The organism is Arthrobacter sp. A2-55 (genome assembly GCF_025548615.1).
GTDB classification, from domain to species: Bacteria; Actinomycetota; Actinomycetes; order Actinomycetales; family Micrococcaceae; genus Specibacter; species Specibacter silviterrae.
Window position 1 is genome coordinate 74,114 of the sequence record NZ_JAJLOZ010000006.1, and the last position, 25,533, is coordinate 99,646.

At 67.0% G+C, this 25,533-nt stretch carries 22 protein-coding genes, 1 pseudogene and 2 riboswitches; of the genes and pseudogenes, 13 read left to right on the top strand and 10 right to left on the bottom strand.

Going from position 1 to position 25,533, the window contains the following annotated elements; all coding sequences use genetic code 11:
• The first annotated feature begins 156 nt into the window (after positions 1-156).
• The gene (locus LPN03_RS03390; protein WP_165180955.1) at positions 157-324 is read left to right on the top strand and encodes a DUF3117 domain-containing protein; all 168 of its coding nucleotides are present in this window, start codon (positions 157-159) and stop codon (positions 322-324) included.
• Positions 325-445: 121 nt separating this feature from the next.
• Here LPN03_RS03390 and LPN03_RS03395 read toward each other — a convergent pair whose 3' ends face one another.
• Entirely contained in the window at positions 446-1,078 is a 633-nt protein-coding gene (locus tag LPN03_RS03395; RefSeq protein ID WP_262453134.1) for an O-methyltransferase, read from the bottom strand.
• Between the two features lie 191 nt (positions 1,079-1,269).
• Here LPN03_RS03395 and sigE point away from each other — a divergent pair, with 191 nt between their 5' ends.
• Together sigE and LPN03_RS03405 are read left to right on the top strand one after the other, a co-directional pair.
• A complete protein-coding gene (sigE, locus tag LPN03_RS03400; protein ID WP_262453135.1) occupies positions 1,270-1,926 on the top strand; it encodes an RNA polymerase sigma factor SigE in 657 nt (218 codons plus the stop codon).
• Between the two features lie 99 nt (positions 1,927-2,025).
• Positions 2,026-2,448 (top strand): twin-arginine translocase TatA/TatE family subunit, encoded by a 423-nt coding sequence (locus LPN03_RS03405; RefSeq protein WP_262453136.1) that lies wholly within the window; start codon positions 2,026-2,028, stop codon positions 2,446-2,448.
• Between the two features lie 129 nt (positions 2,449-2,577).
• On the opposite strand, the gene LPN03_RS03410 is transcribed toward LPN03_RS03405, so the two are convergent.
• Genes LPN03_RS03410 through LPN03_RS03420 form a run of 3 tightly spaced genes read right to left on the bottom strand, consistent with a single transcriptional unit; the run spans position 2,578 to position 5,590 of the window.
• Positions 2,578-3,705: an Mrp/NBP35 family ATP-binding protein gene (locus LPN03_RS03410; protein WP_262453137.1), complete on the bottom strand. Its 1,128-nt coding sequence runs from the start codon at positions 3,703-3,705 to the stop codon at positions 2,578-2,580.
• 12 nt (positions 3,706-3,717) lie between these two features.
• The gene (locus LPN03_RS03415) at positions 3,718-4,311 is read right to left on the bottom strand and encodes a DUF1003 domain-containing protein (protein ID WP_370875207.1); all 594 of its coding nucleotides are present in this window, start codon (positions 4,309-4,311) and stop codon (positions 3,718-3,720) included.
• On the bottom strand, positions 4,304-5,590 hold the full coding sequence (locus LPN03_RS03420) for a magnesium transporter MgtE N-terminal domain-containing protein (protein ID WP_165180950.1): 1,287 nt from the start codon (positions 5,588-5,590) through the stop codon (positions 4,304-4,306). Before LPN03_RS03420 ends, LPN03_RS03415 begins: the two co-directional genes overlap by 8 nt.
• A 109-nt stretch (positions 5,591-5,699) precedes the next feature.
• Between LPN03_RS03420 and LPN03_RS03425 the strand changes: the two genes are divergently transcribed.
• Complete coding sequence (locus tag LPN03_RS03425) at positions 5,700-6,527, top strand: general stress protein (protein WP_262453138.1); 828 nt, start codon at positions 5,700-5,702, stop codon at positions 6,525-6,527.
• A gap of 309 nt (positions 6,528-6,836) precedes the next feature.
• Here the strand turns inward: LPN03_RS03425 and LPN03_RS03430 are convergent, their stop codons facing one another.
• Entirely contained in the window at positions 6,837-8,411 is a 1,575-nt protein-coding gene (locus LPN03_RS03430) for an aminopeptidase P family protein (protein ID WP_262453139.1), read from the bottom strand.
• Between the two features lie 83 nt (positions 8,412-8,494).
• Between LPN03_RS03430 and LPN03_RS03435 the strand changes: the two genes are divergently transcribed.
• On the top strand, positions 8,495-9,343 hold the full coding sequence (locus LPN03_RS03435) for a PHP domain-containing protein (RefSeq protein ID WP_262453140.1): 849 nt from the start codon (positions 8,495-8,497) through the stop codon (positions 9,341-9,343).
• Here the strand turns inward: LPN03_RS03435 and LPN03_RS03440 are convergent.
• The 3 genes from LPN03_RS03440 to LPN03_RS03450 form a co-directional block, all read right to left on the bottom strand.
• Positions 9,340-10,278 carry a DNA-methyltransferase gene (locus LPN03_RS03440; RefSeq protein ID WP_262453141.1) on the bottom strand — a complete coding sequence of 313 codons (939 nt, stop codon included), beginning with the start codon at positions 10,276-10,278 and terminating at the stop codon, positions 9,340-9,342. The genes LPN03_RS03435 and LPN03_RS03440 overlap by 4 nt on opposite strands.
• A 12-nt stretch (positions 10,279-10,290) precedes the next feature.
• Positions 10,291-11,952, bottom strand: a complete 1,662-nt coding sequence (locus tag LPN03_RS03445) for a DEAD/DEAH box helicase (RefSeq protein WP_410468552.1) — start codon at positions 11,950-11,952, stop codon at positions 10,291-10,293.
• 323 nt (positions 11,953-12,275) lie between these two features.
• Positions 12,276-13,772, bottom strand: coding sequence for an RNB domain-containing ribonuclease (locus tag LPN03_RS03450; RefSeq protein ID WP_262453143.1), 1,497 nt, complete (start codon positions 13,770-13,772; stop codon positions 12,276-12,278).
• A 65-nt stretch (positions 13,773-13,837) separates the two neighbouring features.
• On the opposite strand from LPN03_RS03450, the gene LPN03_RS03455 reads away from it, so the two are divergent.
• Together LPN03_RS03455 and LPN03_RS03460 are read left to right on the top strand one after the other, a co-directional pair.
• Positions 13,838-14,542, top strand: a complete 705-nt coding sequence (locus tag LPN03_RS03455; RefSeq protein WP_165180945.1) for a ferritin-like fold-containing protein — start codon at positions 13,838-13,840, stop codon at positions 14,540-14,542.
• A 119-nt stretch (positions 14,543-14,661) separates the two neighbouring features.
• Entirely contained in the window at positions 14,662-15,111 is a 450-nt protein-coding gene (locus LPN03_RS03460; RefSeq protein ID WP_262453144.1) for an iron chaperone, read from the top strand.
• Here the strand turns inward: LPN03_RS03460 and LPN03_RS03465 are convergent.
• Complete coding sequence (locus tag LPN03_RS03465; protein WP_262453145.1) at positions 15,108-15,461, bottom strand: iron chaperone; 354 nt, start codon at positions 15,459-15,461, stop codon at positions 15,108-15,110. The genes LPN03_RS03460 and LPN03_RS03465 overlap by 4 nt on opposite strands.
• 181 nt (positions 15,462-15,642) lie before the next feature.
• Between LPN03_RS03465 and rox the strand changes: the two genes are divergently transcribed.
• The gene (rox, locus tag LPN03_RS03470; protein ID WP_262453146.1) at positions 15,643-17,115 is read left to right on the top strand and encodes a rifampin monooxygenase; all 1,473 of its coding nucleotides are present in this window, start codon (positions 15,643-15,645) and stop codon (positions 17,113-17,115) included.
• Here the strand turns inward: rox and LPN03_RS03475 are convergent.
• The gene (locus LPN03_RS03475; RefSeq protein ID WP_240901699.1) at positions 17,099-18,562 is read right to left on the bottom strand and encodes an amino acid permease; all 1,464 of its coding nucleotides are present in this window, start codon (positions 18,560-18,562) and stop codon (positions 17,099-17,101) included. The genes rox and LPN03_RS03475 overlap by 17 nt on opposite strands.
• A gap of 151 nt (positions 18,563-18,713) precedes the next feature.
• Positions 18,714-18,811, bottom strand: a riboswitch (glycine riboswitch).
• Positions 18,812-18,999: 188 nt separating this feature from the next.
• Positions 19,000-19,096, top strand: a riboswitch (glycine riboswitch).
• A gap of 148 nt (positions 19,097-19,244) precedes the next feature.
• On the opposite strand from LPN03_RS03475, the gene gcvP reads away from it, so the two are divergent.
• The 5 genes and pseudogenes from gcvP to LPN03_RS03500 form a co-directional block, all read left to right on the top strand.
• Positions 19,245-22,124: an aminomethyl-transferring glycine dehydrogenase gene (gene gcvP, locus LPN03_RS03480; RefSeq protein WP_165180940.1), complete on the top strand. Its 2,880-nt coding sequence runs from the start codon at positions 19,245-19,247 to the stop codon at positions 22,122-22,124.
• Positions 22,125-22,142: 18 nt separating this feature from the next.
• Positions 22,143-23,276 carry a glycine cleavage system aminomethyltransferase GcvT gene (gcvT, locus tag LPN03_RS03485; RefSeq protein ID WP_262453147.1) on the top strand — a complete coding sequence of 378 codons (1,134 nt, stop codon included), beginning with the start codon at positions 22,143-22,145 and terminating at the stop codon, positions 23,274-23,276.
• 41 nt (positions 23,277-23,317) lie between these two features.
• Positions 23,318-23,701 (top strand): glycine cleavage system protein GcvH, encoded by a 384-nt coding sequence (gene gcvH, locus LPN03_RS03490; RefSeq protein WP_165180938.1) that lies wholly within the window; start codon positions 23,318-23,320, stop codon positions 23,699-23,701.
• On the top strand, positions 23,698-25,011 hold the full coding sequence (gene glyA, locus LPN03_RS03495) for a serine hydroxymethyltransferase (protein WP_306987120.1): 1,314 nt from the start codon (positions 23,698-23,700) through the stop codon (positions 25,009-25,011). Before gcvH ends, glyA begins: the two co-directional genes overlap by 4 nt.
• 136 nt (positions 25,012-25,147) lie before the next feature.
• A pseudogene (locus LPN03_RS03500) lies at positions 25,148-25,533 on the top strand (serine dehydratase beta chain); the annotation flags it as partial.

Here is a 25,533-nt window from a genome sequence, read left to right on the forward strand (position 1 = left end):
CGTGCGGGGTGTGTCCTCAGGTGCCGGCGGGAGCCCCCGATTAGCACCCGGTGGCCCAAGTGCGGAATAATGGATTGTGAGGGATACAACACGAATCCTCATGTGGGGAAAGCCCACATACCGTGTGGGTTCGTACTATGAAAAGGGGAAGTCCTGATGGCGGCCATGAAACCCAGAACCGGCGACGGTCCAATGGAAGTGACCAAGGAGGGGCGCAGCCTGATCTTGCGGCTCCCGCTTGAAGGCGGCGGCCGGCTTGTGGTGGAAATGAATGCCGACGAGGCAAGCAGTCTCAAGGACTGCCTGGTGGGCGTGACTGAGTAGCAAGCACCTCCATTTCCACCGCTGATGTACCTGCGGGGCAGCTGCTGCTGTCCCGCTTGGCGTTTAAGCCGCATGGGGCCGCGCTCAGCGCTTGGCTGCGTTCAGCGCTTGACGGCGCCGCTCAGCGCTTGACGGCGAGCAGCAGGCCGTCCCCCGTGGGCAGCATGGCCGACATGAGGGAGTCGTTGTCCCGGATCACCTTGCCCACCCGGCGCAGCACCACGGTGCTGGCTTCGCGGATGGCAGGATCGGAAACCCTGTCCTTGTCCAGGGCGTCGTTGATGACCAGCAGCCCGCCGGATTTCAGCAGCCTGATGCCCTGCTCCACATAGTCCGGGAAGCTGGGCTTGTCGGCATCGATGAACACCAGGTCGTAGGCGGCATCCGTGAGGCGCGGCAGCACGTCCTGCCCGCGCCCGGAGATGGTGCGCGTGCGGTTGGCGCGGGAACCGGACTCAATGAACGCCTCGCGGGCGGCGCGGAGGTGGTCAACGTCGGGATCAATGGTGGTCAGCACCGCCGTCGGACCCAGACCTCGCAGCAGGGCAACCCCTGAGACCCCGGCCCCGGTACCCACCTCCACTGCGGTCTGCGCCTTCGAAGCCGCCGCCAGGACGGTCAGGGCGGCCGCAACGCCATGGCTGACGGGGAACAGGCCCAGCTCGTGGGAGCGCTCACGGGCCCGGCGGAGGACGTCATCCTCCACGGGAAGGCCTTCCGCATATGACCAACTGGTGGACTTGTCAGCGCTCATGGGTGCCGGTTCCTAAACTGTCGCAATGATTTCCTCTAGCCTACTGCCTGCGCCGTGGGCTGAATTTACCCGATTGCCCAGCAAAATGTCAGCTTTCCTTGGCACAATGTTGGGACCCGGGGATGACATGCCCGGGCCGGTCCGGGGCCACAAGCCGTCCGGCCGGGAGCCGCAAGAGACGAGGTGCCGCCATGAGTTCCGCCGCCAGCTCCGCAGCCATCACCGCGGATTCCGACGCCATGCCCCCGCGGTCCGTGCAGGACTGGGTTGCGCCGTCGTGGGATGAGGTGGTCACCAACCATTCCGCCAAGGTCTTCCGCCTGGCCTACCGGCTGACAGGCAACAAATACGACGCCGAGGACCTCACCCAGGAGGTTTTTGTCCGGGCTTTCCGCGCCCTCGCCAACTTCAAGCCGGGCACCCTGGACGGCTGGCTGCACCGCATCACCACCAATCTTTTCCTTGACCAGGCACGCCGCAAGCAGCGGATCCGCTTTGACCCGCTGGCGGACGACGCCGAGTCCCGGCTTGCGGGTTCGGACCCCGGCCCGGAACGCACCTTTGAATTCAACAACCTCGACGTCGACATTGCCGCCGCCCTGGAGGCCTTGCCGCCGGATTTCCGGGCCGCCGTGGTCCTGTGCGACATGGAGGGCCTGTCCTACGACGAGGTGGCCCACACGCTGGACATCAAGCTGGGGACCGTCCGTTCCCGGATCCACCGCGGGCGTGCGATGTTGCGCGAATCGCTGGCAGACCGGGACCCCGCCCGCAGCCGCGACGGGCGCGGGCCCAAGAAGCCCCGGCTGTCCCTGCCCCGGATTGTGGGCGCATCAGCCGCCCTGTAGCATTCGATTCAGCGGGCCAGACCGCGACAACGGCCAGAATCTGGACCATTGCCCCTGCGGAATCGTTGCTTTTAGCCTTGAGAGGGTAATCTTCCTAACGTGTTTGGTATCAATACCCCTGAGCTGATCGTGATTGTCATTGTGGCAGTCCTGGTGATCGGCCCCAAGCGGCTCCCCGGCTATGTGGAGATGCTCAAGAACCTCATCCGCGAGGTGCGCAAGATGGCTTCCGGCGCGCGCGAAACCATCAAGGAAGAGTCCGGGCTGGATATTGATGACATCGACTGGAAGAAGCTGGACCCCCGCCAATACGATCCCCGGCGCATCATTCGCGAAGCGCTCATGGACGACGACGACGTTGCGGCACTGAACTCCCTGAAAGCCGCCCCCGGCGCCGCCATTGCCTCAATGATGGGCAAGGACAGCAACGAAAACGCCATTGAGGCAGCCACTCCTGCGGCGCCCGAGATTGAACGCCTCGCCGAAGGCCAAAGGGCCCCCTTCGACGTCGAGGCCACCTAACCCTTTCGACGCTCGGTTGCAATCGGGGGTGTTTTCGCAAACGCTCCCGCAGCAGCTGAGGGAGCGTTGCCCAAAAGTGCCCCGATTGCAACCGAGCGTCGGTGTTCGCGTCGGGTGTTCGCGTCGGTGTCAGCGCGGGGTGACGCCCAGGTGCAGCCCGGACAATCCGCGCGGGCGGACGGCCAGCTTGTCGGCAATGCCCAGCAGGGCCGCCGCAGCGGGCGACTCCGGATTGGCCAGCACAATCGGGGCGCCAATGTCCCCGCCCTCCCGCAAGGCCACATCCAGGGGAATCTGCCCCAGCAGCTCCACATTTGAGTTGACCGTCTGGCTCAGCCGCTTGGCCAGGACCTGGCCGCCGCCGGAGCCAAAGAGTTCCATGGTGCTGCCGTCCGGCAGCGTCAGGAACGACATGTTTTCAATGACGCCGGCCACCTTCTGCCCGGTCTGAACGGCAATCGCGCCGGCCCGCTCCGCCACATCGGCCGCGGCCACCTGGGGGGTGGTCACCACCAGGATCTCCGCCTTGGGCAGCAGCTGCGCCACGGAAATGGCAACGTCACCCGTGCCCGGGGGCAGGTCAAGGAACAAGGCGTCGAGGTCGCCAAAATACACGTCCGTCAGGAACTGCTCCAAAGCCCGGTGCAGCATGGGGCCGCGCCACGCCACGGGCTGGTTGCCGGTGACAAACATGCCGATCGAGATGACCTTCACATCGTGGGCCACTGGTGGCAGGATCATTTCGTCCACCCGCGTGGGCGCCTGCGTGATACCCATCAGTGCCGGGACGGAGAAACCGTAAATGTCCGCATCCACAATGCCCACCCGCAGGCCCTTGGCCGCCAGGGCGCACGCCAGATTCACCGTGACGCTCGACTTGCCGACGCCGCCCTTGCCGCTGGCCACCGCGTAAACCCTGGTCAGGGAGGATTCGGCGTTGAACGGGATGCCGCGCTCCGGCGTGGAGCCCTTCAGCCTTTCCTTGAGCTCCACACGCTGCTCCGCCGTCATGACGGTGAGGTCCACGGAGACGTCCGTGACGCCGTCGAGCCTCATCAGGGCCGCCGTGGCGTCCTTGGTGATGGTGCCGCGCAGTGGGCAGCCTGCGATGGTGAGGCGGACGACGGCGTGTACCCGGCCGCCGTCGGACGCCTCCACGGACTCCACCATGCCCAGCTCCGTGATGGGCCGGCGCAGTTCAGGGTCGATGACCGTGGCGAGGGCAGCTTGGAGGGCGTCGGGTGTTGGGGAGGACATGTGGAGCTTGCCTTAGGGGTTGGTGGTGCGCTTGGGGGAAACGGTTTTCAGGGAGGTGGTGGCGGGGTGCTGGGCCCGGGAGTCGCGGCGCTCGCTGGGCTCGGGGGCGTCGTCGTCCGACAGGGTGGAGAGCTCCTCGAGGAGGCTGCGCAGTTCCGAACGGATGAAGTCCCTCGTGGCAACCTCGCGCAGTGAAATGCGCAGCGCCGCCACCTCGCGGGTCAGGTACTCCGTGTCCGCCAGGTTGCGCTCATTGCGGGTCCGGTCCTGTTCAATCTGGACCCGGTCCCTGTCATCCTGGCGGTTCTGGGCGAGCAGGATCAGCGGGGCCGCGTACGAGGCCTGAGTGGAGAAAAACAGGTTGAGCAGGATGAAGGGGTATGGGTCCCACTTGAGCCCGAACAGCCCGATGACGTTCAGTGCAATCCAGACCACCACGAAAATGGTCATGTACAGCAGGAAGTTGGCAGTGCCCATGTAGCGGGCAAAGCGTTCGGCGAAGCGCCCAAAAAGGTCGGGGTCGCCGGCAAGGTTGGGCAGGAGCCGGGACTTGAGCTCCATGGGCGTGTCAAGGCCGCCGCCCTTGGAATGGTGCCGTTCAGCCAATGCGTCCTCCTAGCTTGCGGATCGGCGCGCCGTCCTCGTGTGTCCGCCAGTCTTCCGGCAGCAGGTGGTCCAACAGGTCATCCACCGTGACCGCACCCACCAGGCGGCCTTCCTTGTTGACCACCGGAAGCGAATTCAGGTTGTACGAGGCCATGGTGTGGCTGACCACCGAGATCGTGTCGTGGTCCGAAACGGGCTCCAGGTTCTTGTCCACCAGGGTGCCCAGCTGCTCGGGGGGCGCACTGCGCAGCAGTTGCTGGATGTGGACCAGGCCCAGGAAGCGTCCCGTGGGGGTTTCCAGGGGAGGGCGGCAGATGAAAATGGCGGAGGCCAGGGCGGGCGAGAGGTCTTCGCTGCGCACATGGGCCAGCGCCTCCGCAACCGTGGCTTCCGGCGGCAGGATGACGGGGACCGGGGTCATGAGCGCGCCCGCTGTTCCCTCCTCATATTGGAGCAGCCGGCGGACATCCTTGGCTTCCTCGGGCTCCATGAGCAGCAGCAGTTCCTCGGCCTTGGCCTGGGGCAGGTCCGCCAGGAGGTCGGCTGCGTCGTCGGGGTCCATTTCCTCCAGGACATCCGCGGCGCGTTCGTTGTCCAGAGCTGAGAGCAGGGTGACCTGGTCTTCCTCAGGCAGCTCCGACATGATGTCCGCCAGGCGTTCATCCTGGAGTTCGCTGGCCACCTCCACCCGGCGCTTGTCGCTCATTTCCTGCAGGGCGTCGGCGAAGTCGGCGGGCTTCAAGTCCTCATGGGTGGCCACAAATTGGAGGGCGCCCTGAGGCTCGGCGGCGTCCTCCGGGTGCGCCTCTTCCCAGTCGATCAGCAGGGTGTGCCCGCGGCGCAGCCCGCGCAGCCGTGAGGTGCTGCTGCCGCGCCGGACAAAGAGCTTCGTGACCAGCCAGTCGCCGTTGCGCTGCTGGTCCATGGCAATGTCCTCAATGACGGCGTCGCCGCTTCCGTCCACCAGCGTGACCCTGCGGTCAAAAATGCCGCCCACCACCAGTTGCTCGGCGCCGCGCTGCTCAAAGCGGCGCAGGTTGACCAGGCCGGTGCAGATGATCTGGGACTGGTCCATGGACGTCAGACGCGTCATGGGCACGAACACCCGTTTCTTGCCCGGCACTTCAACCACGATGCCGACGGCGTGGGGGGCCGTGCGGGCGGGGCCGCGGCCCAGCACGACGACGTCGCGCAATTTGCCCAGCCGGTCGCCCAGCGGGTCAAAGACGTCCAGGCCAAGGAGTCGCGCAACAAAGATGCGCGTGGGTTGTGTGCTCACTCTTACAGGCTACTTCCCTGCCCCGGAATTACCCGAACTTTCAAGGCCTTGGGTTTCACTGCCAGCGATACTCCAGCCAACCTGCAGGATGATGGTGAACAATGGGGATATGGCTAACCTCTTTGGACGCACCCGACCGATGGATGAGGCCCGCATTGTCCCCACAGGCGAGACAATCGGTTCCTACATCTCATATTTGGATGCCCAAAAGGCGGTTGACTACCTCGCTGACGAAAAATTCCCTGTGCAGCATGTATCCATTGTGGGTAATGACCTGAAGATGGTGGAGCGGGTTACGGGCAAGCTCAGCTACCCCAGGGTGGCCCTGAACGGGGCCATGACCGGTGCCTGGTTCGGCCTGTTCATTGGCGTCATGCTTTCCTTCTTTGACAGCAATTCCGGCGCGTCCGGCGGGCCGTACCTCAATGTCATGACGGCGGTGCTGATGGGTGCTGCCTTTTGGATGCTGTTCGCCATCATCGGTTACGCCGCCCAGCGAGGCAAGCGTGACTTCACCTCCACCAACCAGGTCCTGGCCAGCAGCTACGACGTGATTGTCACCCCCGACGTGGCCATGGATGCGCGCCGCCTCCTCGCCCAACTGCCGATGAACTCCACCGCGGCGAAGCCTTACCAGGGCCAGGGTTACCGCCCGCCGGCCCAGCCGCCCGCGCAGCAGCCGGGACAGCAGCCTCCCGCACGGCCCGAGGGGTGGCACGATCCCTACGGCGCCCCCGCCCAGCCCGTTGACCAGCCCGTGGGGCAGGGCCCCGCGGCCGAAGGCAGCGAGCGCCCCGGCCAGGCTCCGCTGAGCGGACCCCGCCGCGGCCAGTTCCCCGACCTGCCCGACGGCCGCCCGCAGTACGGCATCCGCGTCGACGACGCGCCGCAGCAGGCGCCCACGGAGCCCGGCAAGGACGTGCCAGGGCAGCACTGACGCAGCAACCCGGCCACGCCCAATAAGACGCTCCCTCACCTTTCGAGGTGTTTTGGCCGGTCCTCCCTCATCTTTCGGGTTGTTTGAGGGGACGTTCCCTCACGTGCTGCGGGAGCGTTGGGGAAAAACGCCCCGGTTGGAACCGAGGGTCTGGGAAAAACGCCCCGATTGGAACCGAGGGTCTGAGGACGACGGCGGGAGGCCACCTGATGAAGGTGACCTCCCGCCGTCGTGCATTGCCCCTTGACCGAACCTTGCCCCTTGTTCGTACCTTGGGCCCTGCTCGTGCCTTGTCCGTTTGATGGCTGCTTAGGCCGACAGGCGGGCCATCCAGGCCTCAACGTCGTCCGGGGTGCGGGGGAGGGCAGCGCTGAGGTTGACGGGCCCGTTGGCGGTGATCAGGATGTCGTCCTCGATGCGCACGCCGTTGCCGCGGTACTCGGCCGGGATGGCCAGGTCCTCGTCCTTGAAGTACAGGCCCGGCTCGATCGTGAAGACCATGCCCTCGGTGATGGTGCCGTCCAGGTACAGTTCGGCACGGGCCTGGGCGCAGTCGTGCACGTCAAGGCCCAGGTGGTGGCTGGTGCCGTGCGGCATCCACCGCCGGTGCTGCTGGCCCTCGGGTGAGAGCGCGACGGCGGCGGAGGCCGGCAGCAGCCCCCAGTCCTCCAGGCGTGCCGCGAGGACCTCCATGGCGGCGCTGTGCACGTCGCGGAACTTCCGTCCCGGAACGGCCACGGCGAAGGCGGCGTCGGCAGCGTCCAGCACGGCTTGGTAGATCTTGCGCTGGACCTCGGAGTACTTCCCGTTGACGGGCAGGGTGCGGGTGATGTCCGCCGTGTAGAGGGAGTCGGCCTCAACACCGGCGTCGACCAGGAGCATTTCGCCCTCATTCACGGTGCCGGTGTTGTGCGTCCAGTGCAGGATGGTGGCGTTGTTGCCGCCGGCGGCGATGGTGTCATAGCCGAGTTCGTTGCCTTCCTCGCGGGCCCGGGCGAAGAACGCCCCTTCCACCACGCGCTCTCCGCGGCGGTGGGCCACTGCACGGGGCAGCGCCTTGATGATTTCCTCAAAGCCGGCGGCGGTTGCGGCGACGGCCACCTTCATCTGCTCGATTTCCCAGGGGTCCTTGAGGAGGCGCAGTTCGGAGAGGGCCTCGGCCAGCTTGGCGTCCAGCGCGTCGAGGGCCGCGAAGTCCATGTTGTCCGGGTCCTTGGCCGTGTTGTAGCGGGCCGTGTCCACGAGCGCGTCAATGTTTTCATCCACCTTGCGGACCAGGCGGACGGAAATGCCGCCCACGGACGGCTCGCCCACGTTCTTGGTGATGGCCACCTCCAACTCGGAAATGTCCACTGTCTCAAGGCCCAGCAGGGCCTTGAACTCGGCCAGGGTGGGCCGCGGGCCGATCCAGAACTCGCCGCTGCGCGAATCGGCGTAGAACTGCTTCGTGTCCCGACCGGCCAGCGGGCGGAAGTACAGCGACGCACGGTGGTTGCCGCCGTCGTCCCCCTCGCCGTCGGCCACCGGCTCCAGGACCAGCACGGCATCCGGCTCGTGGTCCACGCCCAGCCCCGTCAGGTGGGCAAAGGCGGAGTGCGGGCGGAAACGGTAGTCGCAGTCATTCGAGCGCACCTTCAAGGCACCGGCCGGGATCACCAGGCGCTCACCCGTGAATTGCACGGAAATGGCACGACGGCGGCGCGCGGCATGGTCCGCGACGTCCGCCCGGGCAGGCAGCGCGGTGGAGGCCGGGGCCCAGTTGGCGGCCATGAAGGACCGGAAAGCATCGGAGTCGGGGCGGTGCGAACGGTTGTTCACGCGCTCCTCAAGCGGCTGCTGGTTGGAGGGGTCGGGGTGCACGGAGGATTGCTCTGTCTGGTTCACCCCTTAAGTCTCTCACCGGCCATGCGGGGGCACAAAGCAGGCCGCCTGCGCCGTCCGGGGAGGAAGGGACGTAGGCTTGGTGCGTGAGGATCGACCTGCATGCGCATTCCAACGTCTCCGACGGCACGCAGCCGCCCGCCGCATTGGTGGCCGCGGCGTCGGCCGCCCGCCTCGATATTGTGGCGCTGACGGACCACGATTCCACGGCGGGCTGGGCCCAGGCGCTCTCCGCCGCCCGGGAACTCGGCGTGGGGCTGGTGCCCGGCATGGAGATTTCCTGCAAGACGCCGGAGGGCATCAGCGTCCACCTGCTCAGCTACCTCCACGATCCGGCCCATCCCGGGCTTCTGGAGGAAATCACCAAGTCCAAGGACGCCCGGCTGACCCGTGCCGAACGCATGGTGGAGCGGCTGGCCGAGGACTACCCCCTGAACTGGGACGACGTCAGTGCCCATGTCGCACCCGGGGCCACCGTGGGCCGGCCCCACATTGCCGACGCCCTGGTGGCCGCGGGCATTGCCGCCGACAGGAATGAAGCCTTCGCCAGCATTCTCACCTCACACTCGCGCTACTTCGTCAGCCACTACGCCCCGGACCCCGTCCTGGCCGTGCAGCTGGTCCGGGCGGCCGGAGGGGTGCCCGTTTTTGCGCACCCCGTGGCGTCCTCCCGGGGCCGGGTGGTGGCTCCGCACATCTTCCATGACATGATCGACGCCGGCCTGCTGGGTTTGGAGGTCGACCACCGGGACAATCCTCCCGAGGGCCGCGAGTGGCTCCGCGCCCTGGCCCGCGAGGAAGGTCTCATGGTCACGGGATCATCGGACTACCACGGCGCCGGGAAGCCGAACCTGCTGGGTGAAAACACCACGGCGCAGGAGGTGCTCGAGCGGATCATCGCAACGGCGACCGGCGCAAAGGCCTTCCTGCCCTAGCTGTCGAACAGCGGGGCCGGCGTCTCGACAGGCCCGGCCACCGGCGTCTCGACAGGCTCGGCCGCCGGGCGCCCGACCACCGTCGCCACATGCCCCAGGCGCGCCGCCATGATGTCGATGGCCTGCGGGTTTTGGTCCACGCACACAAAACGGCGCCCCAGCTTCGCCGCCACCGCGCCGAGCGTGCCGGAGCCGGCGAAGAAGTCCAGCACCCAGTCGCCCTCGCGGGAGGAGGCCGTCACGGCCCGGCGCAACAGCCCCTCGGGCTTTTGGGTGGGGTAGCCCGTCTTTTCCTTGCCCGTGGGGGAGACAATGGTGTGCCACCACACGTCGGTGGGCAGCTTGCCGCGTTCACGCTTCTCCGCCGTCACCAGCCCCGGCGCCATGTACGGCTCGCGGTCCACCTCGGCGCTGTCGAAGTGGTACTTCTTCGGGTTTTTCACGTACACCAGGATGTTGTCGTGCTTGGCCGGCCAGCGGCTCTTGGCCCGCGCGCCGTAGTCGTAGGCCCAAATGATCTCGTTCAGGAAGCATTCGCGGCCAAAGATTGCATCCAGCATCACTTTGGCATAGTGCACCTCGCGGTAGTCCAGGTGCAGGTACAGTGTGCCGTCCTCCGCCAGCAGCCGCCACGCCTCCGCCAGCCGCGGCTCCAAAAACGACCAGTAGTCGGTGAAAGCGTCGTCGTAGCTGTGCAGCGCGCCCTTGATGGTGTCGTAACTGCGCCCGCCAAAGCCCACGCGGTCGCCGCCACCGTCCGCATTGCGCACCGTGGTGGTTTGCTGGCGGCTCTGCACCCGCCCCGTGTTGAAGGGCGGGTCCACGTAGATCATGGTGAAGGCGCCGTCCGGCAGGGTGGGCAGAAACTCGGAATTGTCCGCATGGACCACCAAGTTCGGGCCCAGTCCATCCGGTTGCCAGGCGGTTGCAGTCATGGGGCGAGGACGCTACTCGCCGGACGTTTCCGGGGCGCCCACGACCTCGCCGTTGCGGCGGCGGGTGCGGCTGCGGGTGCGGCGGGCCCGGGGAGCGGCCTCGCCGGCGGTTTCCGCAGGGCCGCTGGCCTCAGCGGTGGCGGGGCTTTCTGAAGACGGACGACGCCGGCTGCGGCCGCCGTCGTTCCTCTCACCCGTGCGGCGCTCGCCATGGTGGGCACCGGAGCGGTTGCCACCGCGGTTGCCGCCCCGAGCGCCGTCGTGGCCGCCGTCGTGGCTGCCCGAACCGGACCCGTGGCGCTTGCCTGTCTCGCCCAGGTCCTCAAGGGTTTCGGCTTCAATGCCGGCATGCGTGCGCATGTTGCGCGGCAGGCGGCCCTTGGTGCCCGCGGGAATGTCCAGGTCCGTGAACAGGTGCGGGGAGGAGGAGTAGGTTTCGATGGGCTCGGGCACGCTCAGGCCCAGCGCCTTGTTGATGAGCGCCCAGCGGGGCATGTCGTCCCAGTCCACAAACGTCACTGCCGTGCCCTTGTTGCCGGCACGGCCCGTGCGGCCCACGCGGTGCAGGTAGATCTTCTCGTCCTCGACGCACTGGTAGTTGACCACGTGTGTGACGTCGTCCACGTCGATGCCGCGGGCGGCCACGTCGGTGGCCACCAGCACGTCCACCTTGTTGTTGCGGAATGCCCGCAGGGCCTGCTCGCGGGCACCCTGGCCCAGGTCCCCGTGGATGGCGGCGGCGGCGAAGCCGCGGTCCACCAGTTCCTCGGAGACCTTGGCGGCGGTGCGCTTGGTCTTGGTGAAGATGATGGAGCGGCCGCGGCCCCTGGCCTGCAGGATCCGGGCCAGGACCTCGATCTTGTCCAAATTGTGGCAGCGGTAGATCAGCTGGCGGATGTCGCGCTTGGTCAGGCCTTCGTCATTGGGGTCGGCGGCGCGGATGTGGGTGGGCTGCGTCATGTAGCGGCGGGCCATGGCCACCACCGGGCCGGGCATGGTGGCGGAGAACAGCATGGTCTGGCGCACGGCCGGGGTGCCGGCGATGAGGGTTTCCACGTCTGGCAGGAAGCCCAGGTCCAGCATTTCGTCGGCTTCGTCGAGAATGACGATCTTGACGTTCTTCAGGTTCAGGTGGCGCTGGCGGAGCAGGTCGATCAGGCGCCCGGGGGTGCCCACCACCACTTCCACGCCCTTTTGCAGGGATTCGATCTGGGGTTCGTAGGCGCGGCCGCCGTAGATGGTGGCGATGCGCACGCCGCGGTGCTTGGACGCCGTCGTCAGGTCGCCGGCCACCTGGACGGCCAGCTCGCGGGTGGGCACAATGACCAGGGCCTGCGGTGCGCCGGGCACGGGGAGCTTGTCATAGCCGTCATCCTTGGGCCCCACCACGCGCTGAAGTGCCGGGATGCCGAAGCCGAGGGTCTTGCCCGTTCCCGTCTTGGCCTGGCCAATGATGTCGTGGCCGCCCAGGGCGATGGGCAAGGTCATGGCCTGGATGGGGAAGGGGTGGGTGATGCCCGCGTCCGTCAGGGACAGGACAATGTCGGGGTGAACGCCGAAGCTGGCAAAGGTTGCCTTGTCTTCCTGGCGGGGAGGTTCGTTGCTGCTGAGGGTGCCGTCAATTTCAACGTTTTCGCTGTTGTCTTCAGCCTGCAGCAGGGTGTCTGTCTCAATGCTCAAATGCTTACCGTTCAATTCGTCTGTACAGGTGCCGGACCGTGGGCTCAACGCGGGCGCTTTCAGGGGGCCAACGGAGCCTGGCGGCACAGCACAATCTTGGGAAGCCGATCGCGGGCTAACAAAAACGTGCCCTCCCTCCGCCGGGAAGTGGCGGTTGCGGGAGGAGCATAAAAGACGCGCGCAGGGGCGGGTTTGTTGAACTAATAACATCAATCAACGACCGGGCAACCATGTCTACCCCATCAGTCTAGCCGCTCACCCCCAATTCCCTTGCGCGAACCGGCACATAACGGGGGTGTTGGCGCCCGGCATGCCCATTAACTGCCCGATGGGACGGCTGTGGGGACGGCGGTTGCCGGAACAAAGGTGATGGTGCGGGTGGCAATGTCCGCCGCCACGAGCTTGACGCGGACCACGGAGCCGGGCTCCAGGATGCCCTCGCAATAGCCGGTGACGGCCGGGTCCTGGATTTGGATGGAGCTGCGTGCCGCAGAGGCCTTCGTGTTGTGTCCGTTGGTCCGCGGCCCTGCCAGCACGACGGCGTCGAACTCGGCGCCGACCCGATGGCTCAGGAGCGCCGCTTCGACGGTGTCAATGGCTGCGCGGTCCACCTTGCTGGCCAGCTGATTGGAGGCGGACATGATCTCCGGGAGGGCGTCCAGCGCCTCGACGGCCCAGCCCGGCACCTCTTCCCCGGCACAGAGGGCGGCGCAGATGGCCAGCACAAAGCGGTCCACCAGCCGGCGCAGTGGGGCGGTGGCGTGCGCGTAAGGCGCGGCGACGGCAGCCTGGGTCACGGCTTCCGGGATGCTGCCGTTAAACGGGGTGTAGCCGGCGCCGCGAAACAGCGTGCTGGCGCCGTGCATCAGGGCAAGCTGCTTTGGGTCGGCCGTGTCAAGGGTGCGCAGGTACTCCCCGTAGGCGATGTCGGCGGCCCACGGCTTGCCCAGCGCAACAGTTTGCAGTCGGTACGCTGCGATGGCGTCGGCGTCCGGCGCCGGCATGGTGCGCAGTATCCCCACCTTGCCCGCCAGCATCACCTGGGCGGCAGCCATGCCCGTCAGCAGGGAAATCTGGGCGTTCCAGTCCTCGATGGGCAGGGCGGGGCGGAATTCCAGCACGTAGTGCCCGTCCACAAATTCCACTTCCTGCTGGGGCACATTCAGGCTGGCCCCGCCCCGGGCGCGCTCCAGCGCAATGCGCTTCGTCCCGATCTCAGCCAACAGCGCCAAGGTTTCGGCATAAGCGGCAGGTGCGTTCCCGGCGTCGAGCATCTGCTGGGCCTGCTCGTAGCCAAGCTTGGCCACGCTGCGGACGGTGGCGCGGCGGACCTGGGCGGTGGTCTGGGTGCCGTCGGCGGCGAGGTGGATTTCCCACACGAACGCGGAGCGGGAATCGTTGGCAAACAGGCTGGCCGCGCCCTCGCTCAGGGGGATCGGGTGCAGCGGAATGCGGTTGCCGGGCGTGTAGATGGTCTGGCCGCGGCGGCGCGTCTCGGTGTCCAGGGGGCCGCCGGCAGGGACGAAGGAGGGGACGTCGGCAATGGCGTAGTGCACCACGTAACCGCAGCCCTCCCGCTCCAGGAACATGGCCTGGTCGAGGTCCTGCGAGGCGGGCGGATCGATGGTGATGAACGGAAGCGCCGTCAGGTCGGGGGTGGGAAGCTGGTGGCCCGCAATCACCTTGTCCACCTCGGTCATGACCTGCGGGTCAAAGCCGTCCGGCAACTTGAACTCCGCCGACAGGGCGTCAAGGGCCTGGGCGAGGGACTGCTGCGCGGCGCTTTGTCTGACGCCAATGTGAGAGTACGGCACGGTTTCAGCGTAAACGATTCGGCCACAGGCACAAGGGCGGCGCGGCACGGGTTAAGCTGGGGCCTATGAGTATTCCGTCCCCCGGCTCCGACGATGCCATCTCAGCCGGGGAATTAAGCGCCCGCTATGACAAGTTCGTGGTTGATTTGCTCGGCGGCATTGCCTATGGCGAACTGTCCGCCTTTGAGCACCTTTCCTCTGACGCCCGCCATTCGCCAACCCTGCAGGACAGGGCCGTCCTGGGGAAAATGGCGGTGGCGGAGTTTGGCCACTTTGAAATGGTGTGCGCCCGGCTTTCGGCCATGGGCATGGACCCGGAACTGGCCATGCTGCCGTTCCAGCTCATCGTGGATGCCTTCCACGCGCGGACCCGCCCGGCCGACTGGCATGAATCGCTCATGAAGGCCTATGTGGTGGATGCCATCACGGAGGACTTTTACGCCAGGATTGCCGAACACCTCGACGCCGACACACGTGCCGTGATTGCCCAGGCCCGCACCGGCGAGGAACAGTCCGCCCTGCTGGTGGGGTTGTTGCAAAAGATGCTGGCCGAGGACCCCAGGCTGTCTTCCCGGCTGGCGCTGTGGGGGCGGCGCCTGGTGGGCGAGGCCCTGACGCAGGTGCAGCGAATCGGCGCCAAGCACAGCTTCCTGGTGGGGCTCCGGCCCGACGGCACGCAGGAGGAGGCCGCGGCTGAAGTGCACGCCATCCTGACGGCCCTCACCCGCGGGCACTCCAAGCGCATGAGCCAGCTGGGGCTGACGGCCTGAGGGCCGGTTTCGGTGTGCTTCGTTTGAGCAGGATTGAAGAAGCGCCCGACGGCGGTGTGGCATAGCCTCATTCCATAGGGCGGCGGGAAGCGCGGCCCCACCACCATTGGGAGCACAAAATGCCAAGCACGACAGCCAAGACCGAATCCACCGGGTTTTCCGCAGCGGAGCACGCCGCCATCAAGCAGCGCGCCGCGGAGTTGCGTGCCGAGGGGAAACAAGGGGCCAAGAAGGCGGATGGCCTGCAGGCGGTGCTGGATGCCATCGCCAAGATGGATCCGGAAGACCGCCTGATTGCCGAGCGGGTGCATGTGGCGGTTGCCGAGAACGCCCCGGGGCTTACGCCGAAGACCTGGTACGGAATGCCGGCCTATGCAAATGCCGAGGGCAAGGTGGTCTTCTGCTTCAAGAACGCCGGCAAGTTCGGCACCCGGTACTCCACCATTGAATTCCAGGAGGCCGCCAGGCTCGACGACGGCGAGATCTGGCCGGTGTCCTACGCCCTGAAAGAGTGGAGCCCCGTGGTGGCGAAGAAGGTTGAAGAGTTGGTCAAGGCGGCTGTTTCCTAGCGGGCCTTGGTGTCAATCTCCGCCCGGCGTGCCTGGACGATCCGTCTCAGGGCGTCATCCGGCAATTGATGGGCGGCGGAGAAGTGGATGCTGCCGGTGGTGGTCTCGAAGCCGGTGATTGCCTCGAGGTTGGCGGCGATGACCGCGCCACTGTAGGGGTAGATGGACAGGAACTTCTTGGCCTGCACGGCGGCAATCAGCCCTTTCCCCCGATAGATGAGTGCCGCCATCGCGTAGCTGGTGCCTTCCTCGGCCTCCGGCACCATTTCCTGTGCCATGGCATAGACGCGCTCCAAGGCGGCACGGTCGGGTCCGTCGATGGTGGCCAGATACGTGGTGACTGTTCCCATGGTGTGATGGTACGCCTGGCCGAAAGGCAGTGGGCCGCGTGTCCTGCCATCTTCAGGATATCCGCCCAGGGGGGCCTTGCCGCAAGGGCCCAGCGCGGGCGCATAATGATAGGCCGGCCCCTCCGGAGCCGCCGCCGGGACGCCCCTGGCGGGCCATCCCCTGACAGGTCTGGAGATTCTTGTGTTCGACGTAATCATTGTCGGTGCCGGCCCCACGGGCACCATGCTGGCGGCGGAGCTGCGGCTGCACGGCGTCTCAACGCTGGTGCTGGAAAGGGAAACCCAGCCCACCGGGATCGCCAGGGCGCTGGGCCTGCACGTGCGCAGCATCGAGGTAATGGACCAGCGCGGGCTGCTTGACAAGTTCCTGGCCCGCGGGCAGAAGTACCCGCTGGACGGCTTCTTCGCCGGCATCTCCAAACCGGCGCCGGCAAACCTTGACACGGCCCACGGCTACGTCCTGGGTATCCCCCAGCCCCTCACCGACCAACTGCTGGAGGAGCACGCCGCGGAACTGGGCGCCGAAATCCGCCGCGGCTGCGAGGTGGTGGCGCTCGCCGAAGGCGACGGCCGCGTTGACGTGAAACTGGCGGACGGCGCCCGGCTGGCCGCCCGCTACGTGGTGGGGTGCGACGGCGGCCGCAGCACCGTGCGGAAACTGCTGGGGGTGGGGTTTCCCGGAGAACCGTCCCGGGTCGACACGCTCATGGGCGAGATGGAGGTGACGGCCGCGCCCGAGGAGGTCGCCGCCGTCGTCGGTGACATACGAAAGACCCAGAAGCGGTTCGGCGTGGGCCCCATTGGCGGCGGCCTTTACCGGGTGGTGGTGCCCGCCGCCCAGGTGGCCGAAGACCGGGGGACCCCTCCGGATTTTGGCGAGGTCAGGCAGCAGCTGCTGGCGGTGGCCGGAACCGACTTTGGTGTCCATTCCCCGCGCTGGCTGTCCCGTTTTGGCGACGCCACCCGGCTTGCCGACCGTTACCGGGTGGGGCGGGTGATGCTTGCGGGCGACGCCGCCCACATCCACCCGCCCGTGGGCGGCCAGGGCCTGAACCTGGGCGTCCAGGACGCGTTCAACCTGGGCTGGAAGCTGGCCGCAACGATCAACGGCTGGGCGCCGGGCGGACTCCTGGACAGCTACCACACCGAGCGGCACCCCGTGGCCGCCGACGTGCTGGAGACGACGCGGGCCAGCATGCTGCTGCTCGACACCGAGCCTGGCCCGCAGTCCGTCCGCAGGCTGGTCTCCGAGCTCATGGACTTCGACGACGTCAACCGCTTCCTGATCGAAAAGCTCACCGCGATCTCCGTGAGGTACGACGTCGGCCAAGGGCAGGGGATGCTCGGGCGGCGGCTGCGGGACATGGGGCTGGAGCACGGCCGGTTGTACGAAAGGATGCATGCCGGCAACGGCCTGCTCCTGGACCAGTCCGGCCGGCTCGCGGTTGCCGGCTGGGAGAACCGCGTGGATGTGATTGCCGGACCCATCGGGGAACTTGGCGCGCCAGCCGTGCTCCTGCGCCCCGACGGCCACATCGTGTGGGCGGGGGACGGCCAGGGCGGGGCCAACGGCCAGGACGGCCTCGACCAAGCGTTAAAGCGCTGGTTCGGCCGTCCCGGCCGCAATGTAACGCCCGCTACGCCTGCGGAATGACCGCCACGGCGGCAGTGCGTTCGCCCTTGATGTCATCCTGGAACTTTTTGTAGCGGAGCAGGTGGCCCGGGCGCCGGCGCAGGAAGGACCACACCACTGCCAGGACGATGAACCAAATCGGCGTGACCAGCAGGGCCAGGAGGGTGTCGACCTGGGTGGTCAGCGCCCAGAGGACGAACGCAAAGAACGCGAAGACTGCAAACACCATCGGAATGCCGCCCGGCATCTTGAAGGTGGATGACTTGTGCATCTCGGGACGGCGCCGGCGGAAGGCGAGGTAGCTGGCAAGGATTACAGACCAGACGAAGATGAAACAGACGGCCGAAACTGTGGTCACCATTTCAAAGGCCTTGCCGACATCCTGCCCGGCGTACATCAGCACCACGCCCGAGAGCAGCAGCACGCAAGAGAGGAAGAGGGCGTTGCGGGGCACCTTTCGGCCGGAGAGCTTGGCAAAGAAGCCCGGGGCGTCACCTTCGTGGGCCAGGCCGTAGACCATGCGGGAGGTGGAGTAAATTCCGGAGTTGGCCGAGGACATCGCGGACGTCAGCACCACCAGGTTGACTACCGTCGCGGCTGCACCCAAGCCGGCCAGCGAGAACATGGCAATGAACGGGCTGTGTCCGGCGGCGAACTGGGTCCACGGGATGACCGACATGAGGATGATCAGGGCGCCCACATAGAACAGCAGCACACGGACCGGGATGGAGTTGATGGCCTTGGGGAGGTTCTTCTCAGGGTCCTTTGCCTCGGCGGCTGTGGTGCCCACCAATTCAATGCCCACGAACGCAAAGACGGCAATCTGGAATCCGGCAACGAAGCCCATGAATTCGTGCGGGAAAAACCCGCCGTGGCTCCACAGATTGGTGAAGCTGGCCGTCCCGGCCTCGGAGCGGAAGCCGCCGAAGATCATGAACAGGCCCACAATGATCAGGGCGGCGATGGCTACGATCTTGATCAGCGCAAACCAGAATTCGGTCTCGCCAAACGCCTTGACCGTGGTGAGGTTGAGCACCAGCAGGATGCCAACTGTTGCAAGTCCGGGGATCCACAGCGGCAGCGCAGGCCAGAGTTCCTTCGAATATCCGGCGATGGCAATGACGTCCGCGATTCCGGTGATCACCCAGCAGAACCAGTAGGTCCAGCCGGTGAAAAAACCTGCCCAGGGGCCAAGGAGGTCCGCCGCGAAATCGCTGAACGACTTGTAGCTGAGGTTGCTCAGCAGCAGCTCGCCCATGGCACGCATGACGAAGAAGAGCATGAAGCCAATGATCATGTAGACGAAGATGACGGAGGGCCCGGCAGCGGAAATGGTCTTGCCAGAGCCCATGAAGAGGCCGGTTCCGATGGCCCCGCCGATGGCGATGAGCTGGATGTGCCGGTTGCTGAGTTGCCGTTCAAGGTGCGGTGCGGAGGCCAGCGGGGCCTTGGTTCGTTGAATCGTCAAAAGGAACTCCATCGTTTCTGTGGCACAGTGTCACGTATTTTCGGGTTCCTCCCCACTCTGTCTGGGACCTGAGAGTTTCCGCGTCCATGAGGGAACAGGGGCGCTTGCACCGTCGGTGAGACCGGTTTCCCGGGCTGCTTTCCAGAGTTGCCTTGCCACGGCGGTACATGGGCCTGAGAGATTCCCGGGGAGGGTTTGCTCCTTCGGCGCCTGCTGACTGTACCGGCAGGACTCTCCCGCCGCGGATCATGGGCACTTCAACATGCTGGGTGACGCGAGTCACACGGTAATGCAGCCGGGTGGCTTTGCGCAAACCCGGGTCTCCGGCGGCACGAAGTGGGGCCTGGCCAGGGTGCGCCGCGGGCGGCGTGGTTTTGCCCAGCCAGGACAAATACTGTAATGTGTGCTGCGAATCACCCACATTTTCATATGCCTAACAAATCGTGGCGGGAGAGTCCTCCCAGCAATTTTGGCGGCGCCGTAGGAGCAAACCCTCCCCAGGAATCTCTCAGGCCCATGTACCGCCACGGCGAGGCAACTCTGGAAAGCAGCCCGGGAAACCGGGCTCACCGACGGTGCAAGCGGAAGATACTTTCTGCGGAATCTCTCAGGTCCACGACAGAGCGGGGAGGAACCCAACCCATGCCGCGCCCCTTGGTGCGGCCGTAACTTGGAGTTCCTCATGACGATTCTGTCCCAGCCCACCGTGTTCGCCGACCGGCACATTGGCGCCCGCCGCGACGCCGACATTGCGCACATGCTCAAGGCCGTCGGCTACGACAGCGTTGACTCGCTGGTGGACACCGCCGTTCCCGATTCCATCCGCCAGGCCACGCCACTGGCGCTCCAGCCCGCGCTCAGCGAGGTGGAGGTGCTGGCCGAGCTCCGCGGGCTCGCCGCCAAGAACAAGACGGCCGTCCAGCTCATCGGCCAGGGCTACTACGACACCGTCACGCCGGCCGTGATTCGCCGCAACATCCTGGAATCCCCGGCCTGGTACACCGCTTACACGCCCTACCAGCCGGAAATTTCCCAGGGCCGGCTCGAGGCGCTCCTGAACTTCCAGACCATGGTCAGCGACCTCACCGCCCTGCCCGTGGCCAACGCCTCGCTGCTCGATGAGGCAACCGCCGTGGCTGAAGCCGTGCTGCTGATGCGCCGTGCCAACAAGGCCAAGGGTGCCGCGGACGCCAAGACCGTGCTGGACGCGGACCTGCTGCCGCAGACCATCGCCGTGGTCCGCGGGCGCGCCGAGGCGCTGGGCTTCGAGGTGGAGGTTGCTGACCTCGCCCTGGGCCTGCCCGACGGCGACATCAACGGCATCGTCCTCCAGCAGCCCGGCGTTTCGGGCCGCGTTTTCAACCACGCCCCCGTCATTGCGGCAGCCAAGGAACGCGGCGCCCTGGTCACCGTGGCCGCGGACCTGCTGGCCCTGACCGTCATCACGGCCCCCGGCGAGCAGGGTGCCGACATCGCCGTCGGAACCGCCCAGCGCTTCGGCGTCCCGCTGTTCTTCGGCGGCCCCCACGCGGCCTACATGGCAGTGCGCAAGGGCATGGAACGCTCCCTGCCCGGGCGCATTGTGGGCGTCTCCGCCGACTCCACCGGCCTCCCGGCCTACCGGCTGGCCCTGCAAACCCGCGAGCAGCACATCCGCCGCGAAAAGGCCACCTCCAACATCTGCACGGCCCAGGCCCTGCTGGCCATCGTCGCCTCGATGTATGCCGTCTACCACGGCCCGGCCGGCCTGAAGGCGATTGCCGAAACCGTCCACGGCCACGCCCTCACCCTCGCCGCCGCGCTGCAGTCCTCCGGCATCGAGGTGCTCCACACCTCCTTCTTCGACACCCTCACGGTGCGGGTGCCCGGGCGCGCGGGCGCCGTCGTCGAACTGGCCGAGCGGGACGGCATCAACCTGCGCCCCATCGACGCCGACCATGTCGGAATCTCCCTGGATGAAACCACGACGGCGGACATCGTGGCCCGTGTGGCCGCAGCCTTTGGCGCCGCACCCGCAGGCGACGGCACCGACCACGGCACCGGGGCGGCCTTCGCCCTCGCCGCGGACACCCTGCGCACCTCGGACTACCTGAGCCACCCGATTTTCAACACCCACCGCTCGGAGACGCAGCTGCTGCGCTACATCCGCCGCCTCAGCGACCGCGACCTGGCCCTGGACCGCACCATGATCCCGCTGGGCTCGTGCACCATGAAGCTCAATGCCACGGCGGAGATGGAGGCCATTTCCTGGCCCGGCTTCGCCTCCATCCACCCCTTTGCCCCGGACTCCCAGACCGTTGGCTGGCGTGAACTCATCGCGGGGCTCGAAGCCGACCTGTGCGAGATCACCGGCTACGACCAGGTGTCCCTCCAGCCCAACGCCGGCTCCCAGGGCGAACTGGCGGGCCTGCTGGCCATCCGCGGCTACCACCTCTCCCGGGGAGACGTGCAGCGCACCATCTGCCTCATCCCGCAGTCCGCGCACGGCACCAACGCCGCCTCCGCCGTCCTGGCCGGCATGAAGGTGGTTGTGGTGGGAACGGCCGGCGACGGCGCCATCGACCGGGCCGACCTCGCCGCGAAGATCGAGGCCCACAAGGACCAGCTGGCGGCCATCATGATCACCTACCCGTCCACACATGGTGTCTACGACGCCGACGTGCGCGAGGTCTGCGAGGAGGTCCACGCCGCTGGCGGGCAGGTCTACGTTGACGGCGCCAACCTCAACGCCCTGGTGGGCCTGGCCCAGCCCGGCAAGTTCGGCGGGGACGTCAGCCACCTGAACCTGCACAAGACCTTCTGCATCCCGCACGGCGGCGGCGGCCCCGGCGTGGGTCCCGTGGCAGCCAAGGCCCACCTGGCGCCGTTCATGCCCGGCGACGCCAACGCCGCGGCCGGCACGGGTTCCATGCTGCCGATTTCCGCGTCCCGCTTCGGATCAGCCGGCGTGCTGCCCATCTCCTGGGCCTACGTGAAGCTGATGGGCGGGCAGGGCCTGACCGAAGCTACGAAGTCCGCACTCCTGGCGGCCAACTACATTGCCGCCCAGCTGGACGCCCACTTCCCCGTCCTCTACACCGGGGCCGGGGAGCTGGTGGCCCACGAGTGCATCCTGGACCTGCGCGAGCTGACGGCCAAAACCGGCGTCACCGCCGAAGACGTGGCCAAGCGCCTCATCGACTACGGCTTCCACGCACCCACCCTGTCCTTCCCCGTGGCCGGCACCCTCATGGTGGAGCCCACGGAATCCGAAGACCTGGGCGAAATCAACCGCTTCATCACCGCCATGGTCTCCATCCGCCAGGAGATCGACCAGGTGGCCGACGGCGCGTTCACGCTCGCGGACAGCCCGCTGCGCAACGCCCCCCACACGGCCGCCTCCCTGATCACCTCCGACTGGGACCGCGGCTACCCGCGCGAACAGGGCGCCTTCCCGGTGGACAGCCTGCGCCAGGACAAGTACTTCCCGCCTGTGGGGCGCATCGACGGCGCAGCGGGTGACCGGAACCTGGTCTGCTCCTGCCCGCCCATCGAAGACTTCGCAGCAGACTTCACCAACTAGCACCGCAAAGGAATTCCCATGACTGAGAACCACACAGCCCTTTACGGCGAACACGAAAAAGCCGGCGCCTCCTTCACCGACTTCGGCGGTTGGCAGATGCCGCTGAAGTACTCCTCCGAGCTGGCCGAACACCACGCCGTCCGCAACGCCGCCGGCCTCTTCGACCTCGCCCACATGGGCGAGGTCTGGGTCACCGGCCCCGACGCCGCAGCGTTCCTGGACTATGCGCTCGCCGGCAAGCTGTCCGCCGTCGCGGTCGGCAAGGCCAAGTACTCCCTGATCTGCAAGGACGACGGCGGCATCATTGACGACCTGATCTCCTACCGTCGCAGCGCGGACAGGTACCTGGTGGTCCCCAACGCCGGCAACGCCGCCACCGTGGCCGCCCTCCTGGCAGAGCGGTCCGCCGGCTTTGACGCCGCCGTCGAAAACGTCTCCGGCGAAACCTCCCTGATCGCCGTGCAGGGCCCCAACGCCGAGGCCATCCTCCTGTCGCTGGTGCCCGAGGACCAGCACCAGCTCGTGACGGAGATGAAGTACTACTCCGCCGCGGAGGTGGGCATCACCGTCAACGGCGCCACGGGGAAGCTGCTCGTGGCCCGGACCGGCTACACCGGCGAGGACGGCTTTGAGATCTACCTGCCCAACGCCGCGGCGCCGGCCCTCTGGCAGGCCCTGCTCGAAAACGGCAAGGACCGGGGGCTCATTCCGGCCGGGCTGGCCGCGCGCGACTCCCTGCGCCTGGAAGCGGGCATGCCGCTGTACGGCAACGAGCTCTCCCGGGACGGCCACGCCTACGCCGCCGGCCTGGGGCCCGTGGTCTCCCTGGCCAAGGAAAGCGACTTTGTGGGCAAGGCCGCGCTCGCCGCGATCAAGGAATCCGGCGACGGCGTCACCTCCGGCCGCCGCCTGGTGGGCCTGAAGGGCATGGGCCGCCGGGCCGCCCGCGGGCACTACACGGTCCTCAAGGACGGTGCCGCCGTTGGCGAGGTCACCTCAGGCCAGCCCAGCCCCACCCTCGGCTACCCGGTGGCCCTGGCCTATGTCGACGTCGAGCACTCCGCGGTGGGCACCCGGCTGGACGTGGACCTCCGCGGCAAGGCCGAGCCCTTCGAGGTTGTCGCCCTGCCGTTCTACAAGCGCCAAAAGTAGTCCCCACTCCCGTTTATTTACGTCCAACGACAAGGATCATGATGAGCAAGGTAGTTGCTGAACTGAAGTATTCCGCCGAACATGAGTGGCTCGCCTCCGACGGCGCCGGCCCCTCCACTGTCGGCGTCACCGCCGTGGCCACCGAAGCCCTCGGCGACATTGTGTACGTGGACCTGCCCGAGGTGGGTGCCACCGTCACGGCAGGCGAGACCTGCGGGGAGATCGAGTCAACGAAGTCCGTCTCCGATTTGTACGCCCCCGTCACCGGCCAGGTCACGGAAGTGAATGCCGCCGCCGTCGAAGACCCGGCAGTGATCAACTCCGACCCCTACGGGGCAGGCTGGCTGTTCAAGGTGGCTGTTGACGCCGAGGGCCCGCTGCTGACAGCTGAGGAATACGCCGCGGCCAACGGAGGCACGCTGTGAGCGCCGCCGTCGGCTATGCCCAGGTGGTCTCGCCCAGCCTGGATGCGCCCCTGGCCACCCTCGATCCGGAAGTGGCCGCCCAGATCGACGCCGAGCTGGCCCGCCAGCGCAACGGCCTGGAAATGATCGCCTCGGAGAACCACACCGCGGCGGCCGTCATGGCGGCCCAAGGATCCGTGCTGACCAACAAGTACGCCGAAGGGTATCCGGGCCGGCGCTACTACGGCGGCTGCGAGCACGTGGACGCCATTGAGCAGCTGGCCATTGACCGGGTCAAGGCCCTGTTCGGGGCGGCGTATGCGAATGTGCAGCCGCACTCCGGCGCCCAGGCCAACGCCTCGGTGATGCATGCGCTCATCAAGCCCGGCGACACCATCATGGGGCTGAACCTGGCCCACGGCGGGCACCTGACGCACGGCATGCGCATCAACTTCTCCGGCCGGCTGTACAACGTGGTCCCGTATCAGGTCCGCGAGGACACGCACCAGGTTGACATGGCCGATGTCGAACGCCTGGCCCTGGAACACAGGCCGGCGCTGATCGTGGCCGGCTGGTCCGCCTACGCCCGCCAGCTCGACTTCGCCGAGTTCCGCCGCATTGCGGACCTGGTGGGGGCCTACCTCATGGTGGACATGGCCCACTTCGCCGGCCTGGTCGCGGCCGGGCTGCACCCGTCCCCCGTGCCGCACGCCCACGTCACCACTTCCACCACGCACAAGACCCTGGCCGGTCCGCGCGGCGGCATCATCCTTTCCAACGACGCCGAGATCGCCAAGAAGATCAACTCTGCCGTGTTCCCCGGACAGCAGGGCGGACCCCTGGAGCACGTCATTGCCGGCAAGGCCGTGGCGTTCAAGATCGCCGCCTCGGCCGAGTTCAGGGAGCGGCAGGAACGGGTGCTGGCCGGCGCGCGGATCCTGGCCGAGCGCCTCATCCAGCCCGACGTCGCCGCCAAGGGGATCTCCGTCATCTCCGGGGGCACCGACGTCCACCTGGTCCTGGTGGACCTGCGCAACTGCGAGCTGGACGGGCAGCAGGCCGAGGACCGGCTGGCAGCGATTGACGTCACGGTCAACCGCAACGCCGTGCCGTTTGACCCCCGGCCGCCCATGGTCACCTCCGGCCTGCGCATCGGCACGCCCGCCCTGGCCACGCGCGGCTTCGGCCTGGAAGCGTTCACCGAGGTCGCGGACATCATTGCCGAGGCACTCATCGCTGCACCCGGCGACGACCTCTCGGGCCTGCGCTCGCGGGTGGCCGCCCTGGCCGCTGCCCATCCGCTGTATCCCGGGGTTGCCGCGCTGTCCTGACAGCCTGGGCCCTCCGGGCGTCCCCCTCCGGGTGTCCCCTGGGGGCGCCCGGAGGGCCTTGTTTTCCTCTTCCCCTTTTTTCGTCGACGTTGTTCCCGGCCGCAGCATCACCGGAAACCCGAAAGGTGTTAGTGCCATGTCTGTTGGTGTTTTTGATTTGTTTTCGGTGGGTATTGGTCCGTCGAGTTCGCATACGGTGGGGCCGATGCGGGCGGCGGCGGCGTTTGCGGGCGGGCTGGCTGCTGCGGGCGTGTTGGCCCGGGTGGCCTGGGTCAGTGTGGATTTGTATGGGTCCCTGGCTGCGACGGGGCGCGGGCATGGGACGATGACGGCGGTCCTGCTGGGGTTGGAGGGGCGGGAGCCGGAGCTGGTGTTGCCGGAGGAGGTCCGGGAGCGGTTGGGGGCGTTTGCTGCCGGGGAGCCGCTGCTGTTGGGCGGGGTGGTGTAGTTGTTTTTGGGGGCGGATGACGTCGTCCTGCATCCTTTGATTGTTTTGCCGCACCCCAAGGGGGTGGTGATGTT

What these genes read in the sequence shown, in the direction of transcription:
- LPN03_RS03440 (WP_262453141.1), bottom strand. Translation starts at nt 10,278, where the DNA reads ATGACTGCAACCGCCTGGCAACCGGATGGACTGGGCCCGAACTTGGTG.
- gcvP (WP_165180940.1), top strand. Translation starts at nt 19,245, where the DNA reads ATGACGATTCTGTCCCAGCCCACCGTGTTCGCCGACCGGCACATTGGC.
- LPN03_RS03460 (WP_262453144.1), top strand. Translation starts at nt 14,662, where the DNA reads ATGCCAAGCACGACAGCCAAGACCGAATCCACCGGGTTTTCCGCAGCG.
- LPN03_RS03410 (WP_262453137.1), bottom strand. Translation starts at nt 3,705, where the DNA reads ATGTCCTCCCCAACACCCGACGCCCTCCAAGCTGCCCTCGCCACGGTC.
- LPN03_RS03425 (WP_262453138.1), top strand. Translation starts at nt 5,700, where the DNA reads ATGGCTAACCTCTTTGGACGCACCCGACCGATGGATGAGGCCCGCATT.
- LPN03_RS03455 (WP_165180945.1), top strand. Translation starts at nt 13,838, where the DNA reads ATGAGTATTCCGTCCCCCGGCTCCGACGATGCCATCTCAGCCGGGGAA.
- gcvH (WP_165180938.1), top strand. Translation starts at nt 23,318, where the DNA reads ATGAGCAAGGTAGTTGCTGAACTGAAGTATTCCGCCGAACATGAGTGG.
- LPN03_RS03465 (WP_262453145.1), bottom strand. Translation starts at nt 15,461, where the DNA reads ATGGGAACAGTCACCACGTATCTGGCCACCATCGACGGACCCGACCGT.
- LPN03_RS03395 (WP_262453134.1), bottom strand. Translation starts at nt 1,078, where the DNA reads ATGAGCGCTGACAAGTCCACCAGTTGGTCATATGCGGAAGGCCTTCCC.
- sigE (WP_262453135.1), top strand. Translation starts at nt 1,270, where the DNA reads ATGAGTTCCGCCGCCAGCTCCGCAGCCATCACCGCGGATTCCGACGCC.
- LPN03_RS03390 (WP_165180955.1), top strand. Translation starts at nt 157, where the DNA reads ATGGCGGCCATGAAACCCAGAACCGGCGACGGTCCAATGGAAGTGACC.
- gcvT (WP_262453147.1), top strand. Translation starts at nt 22,143, where the DNA reads ATGACTGAGAACCACACAGCCCTTTACGGCGAACACGAAAAAGCCGGC.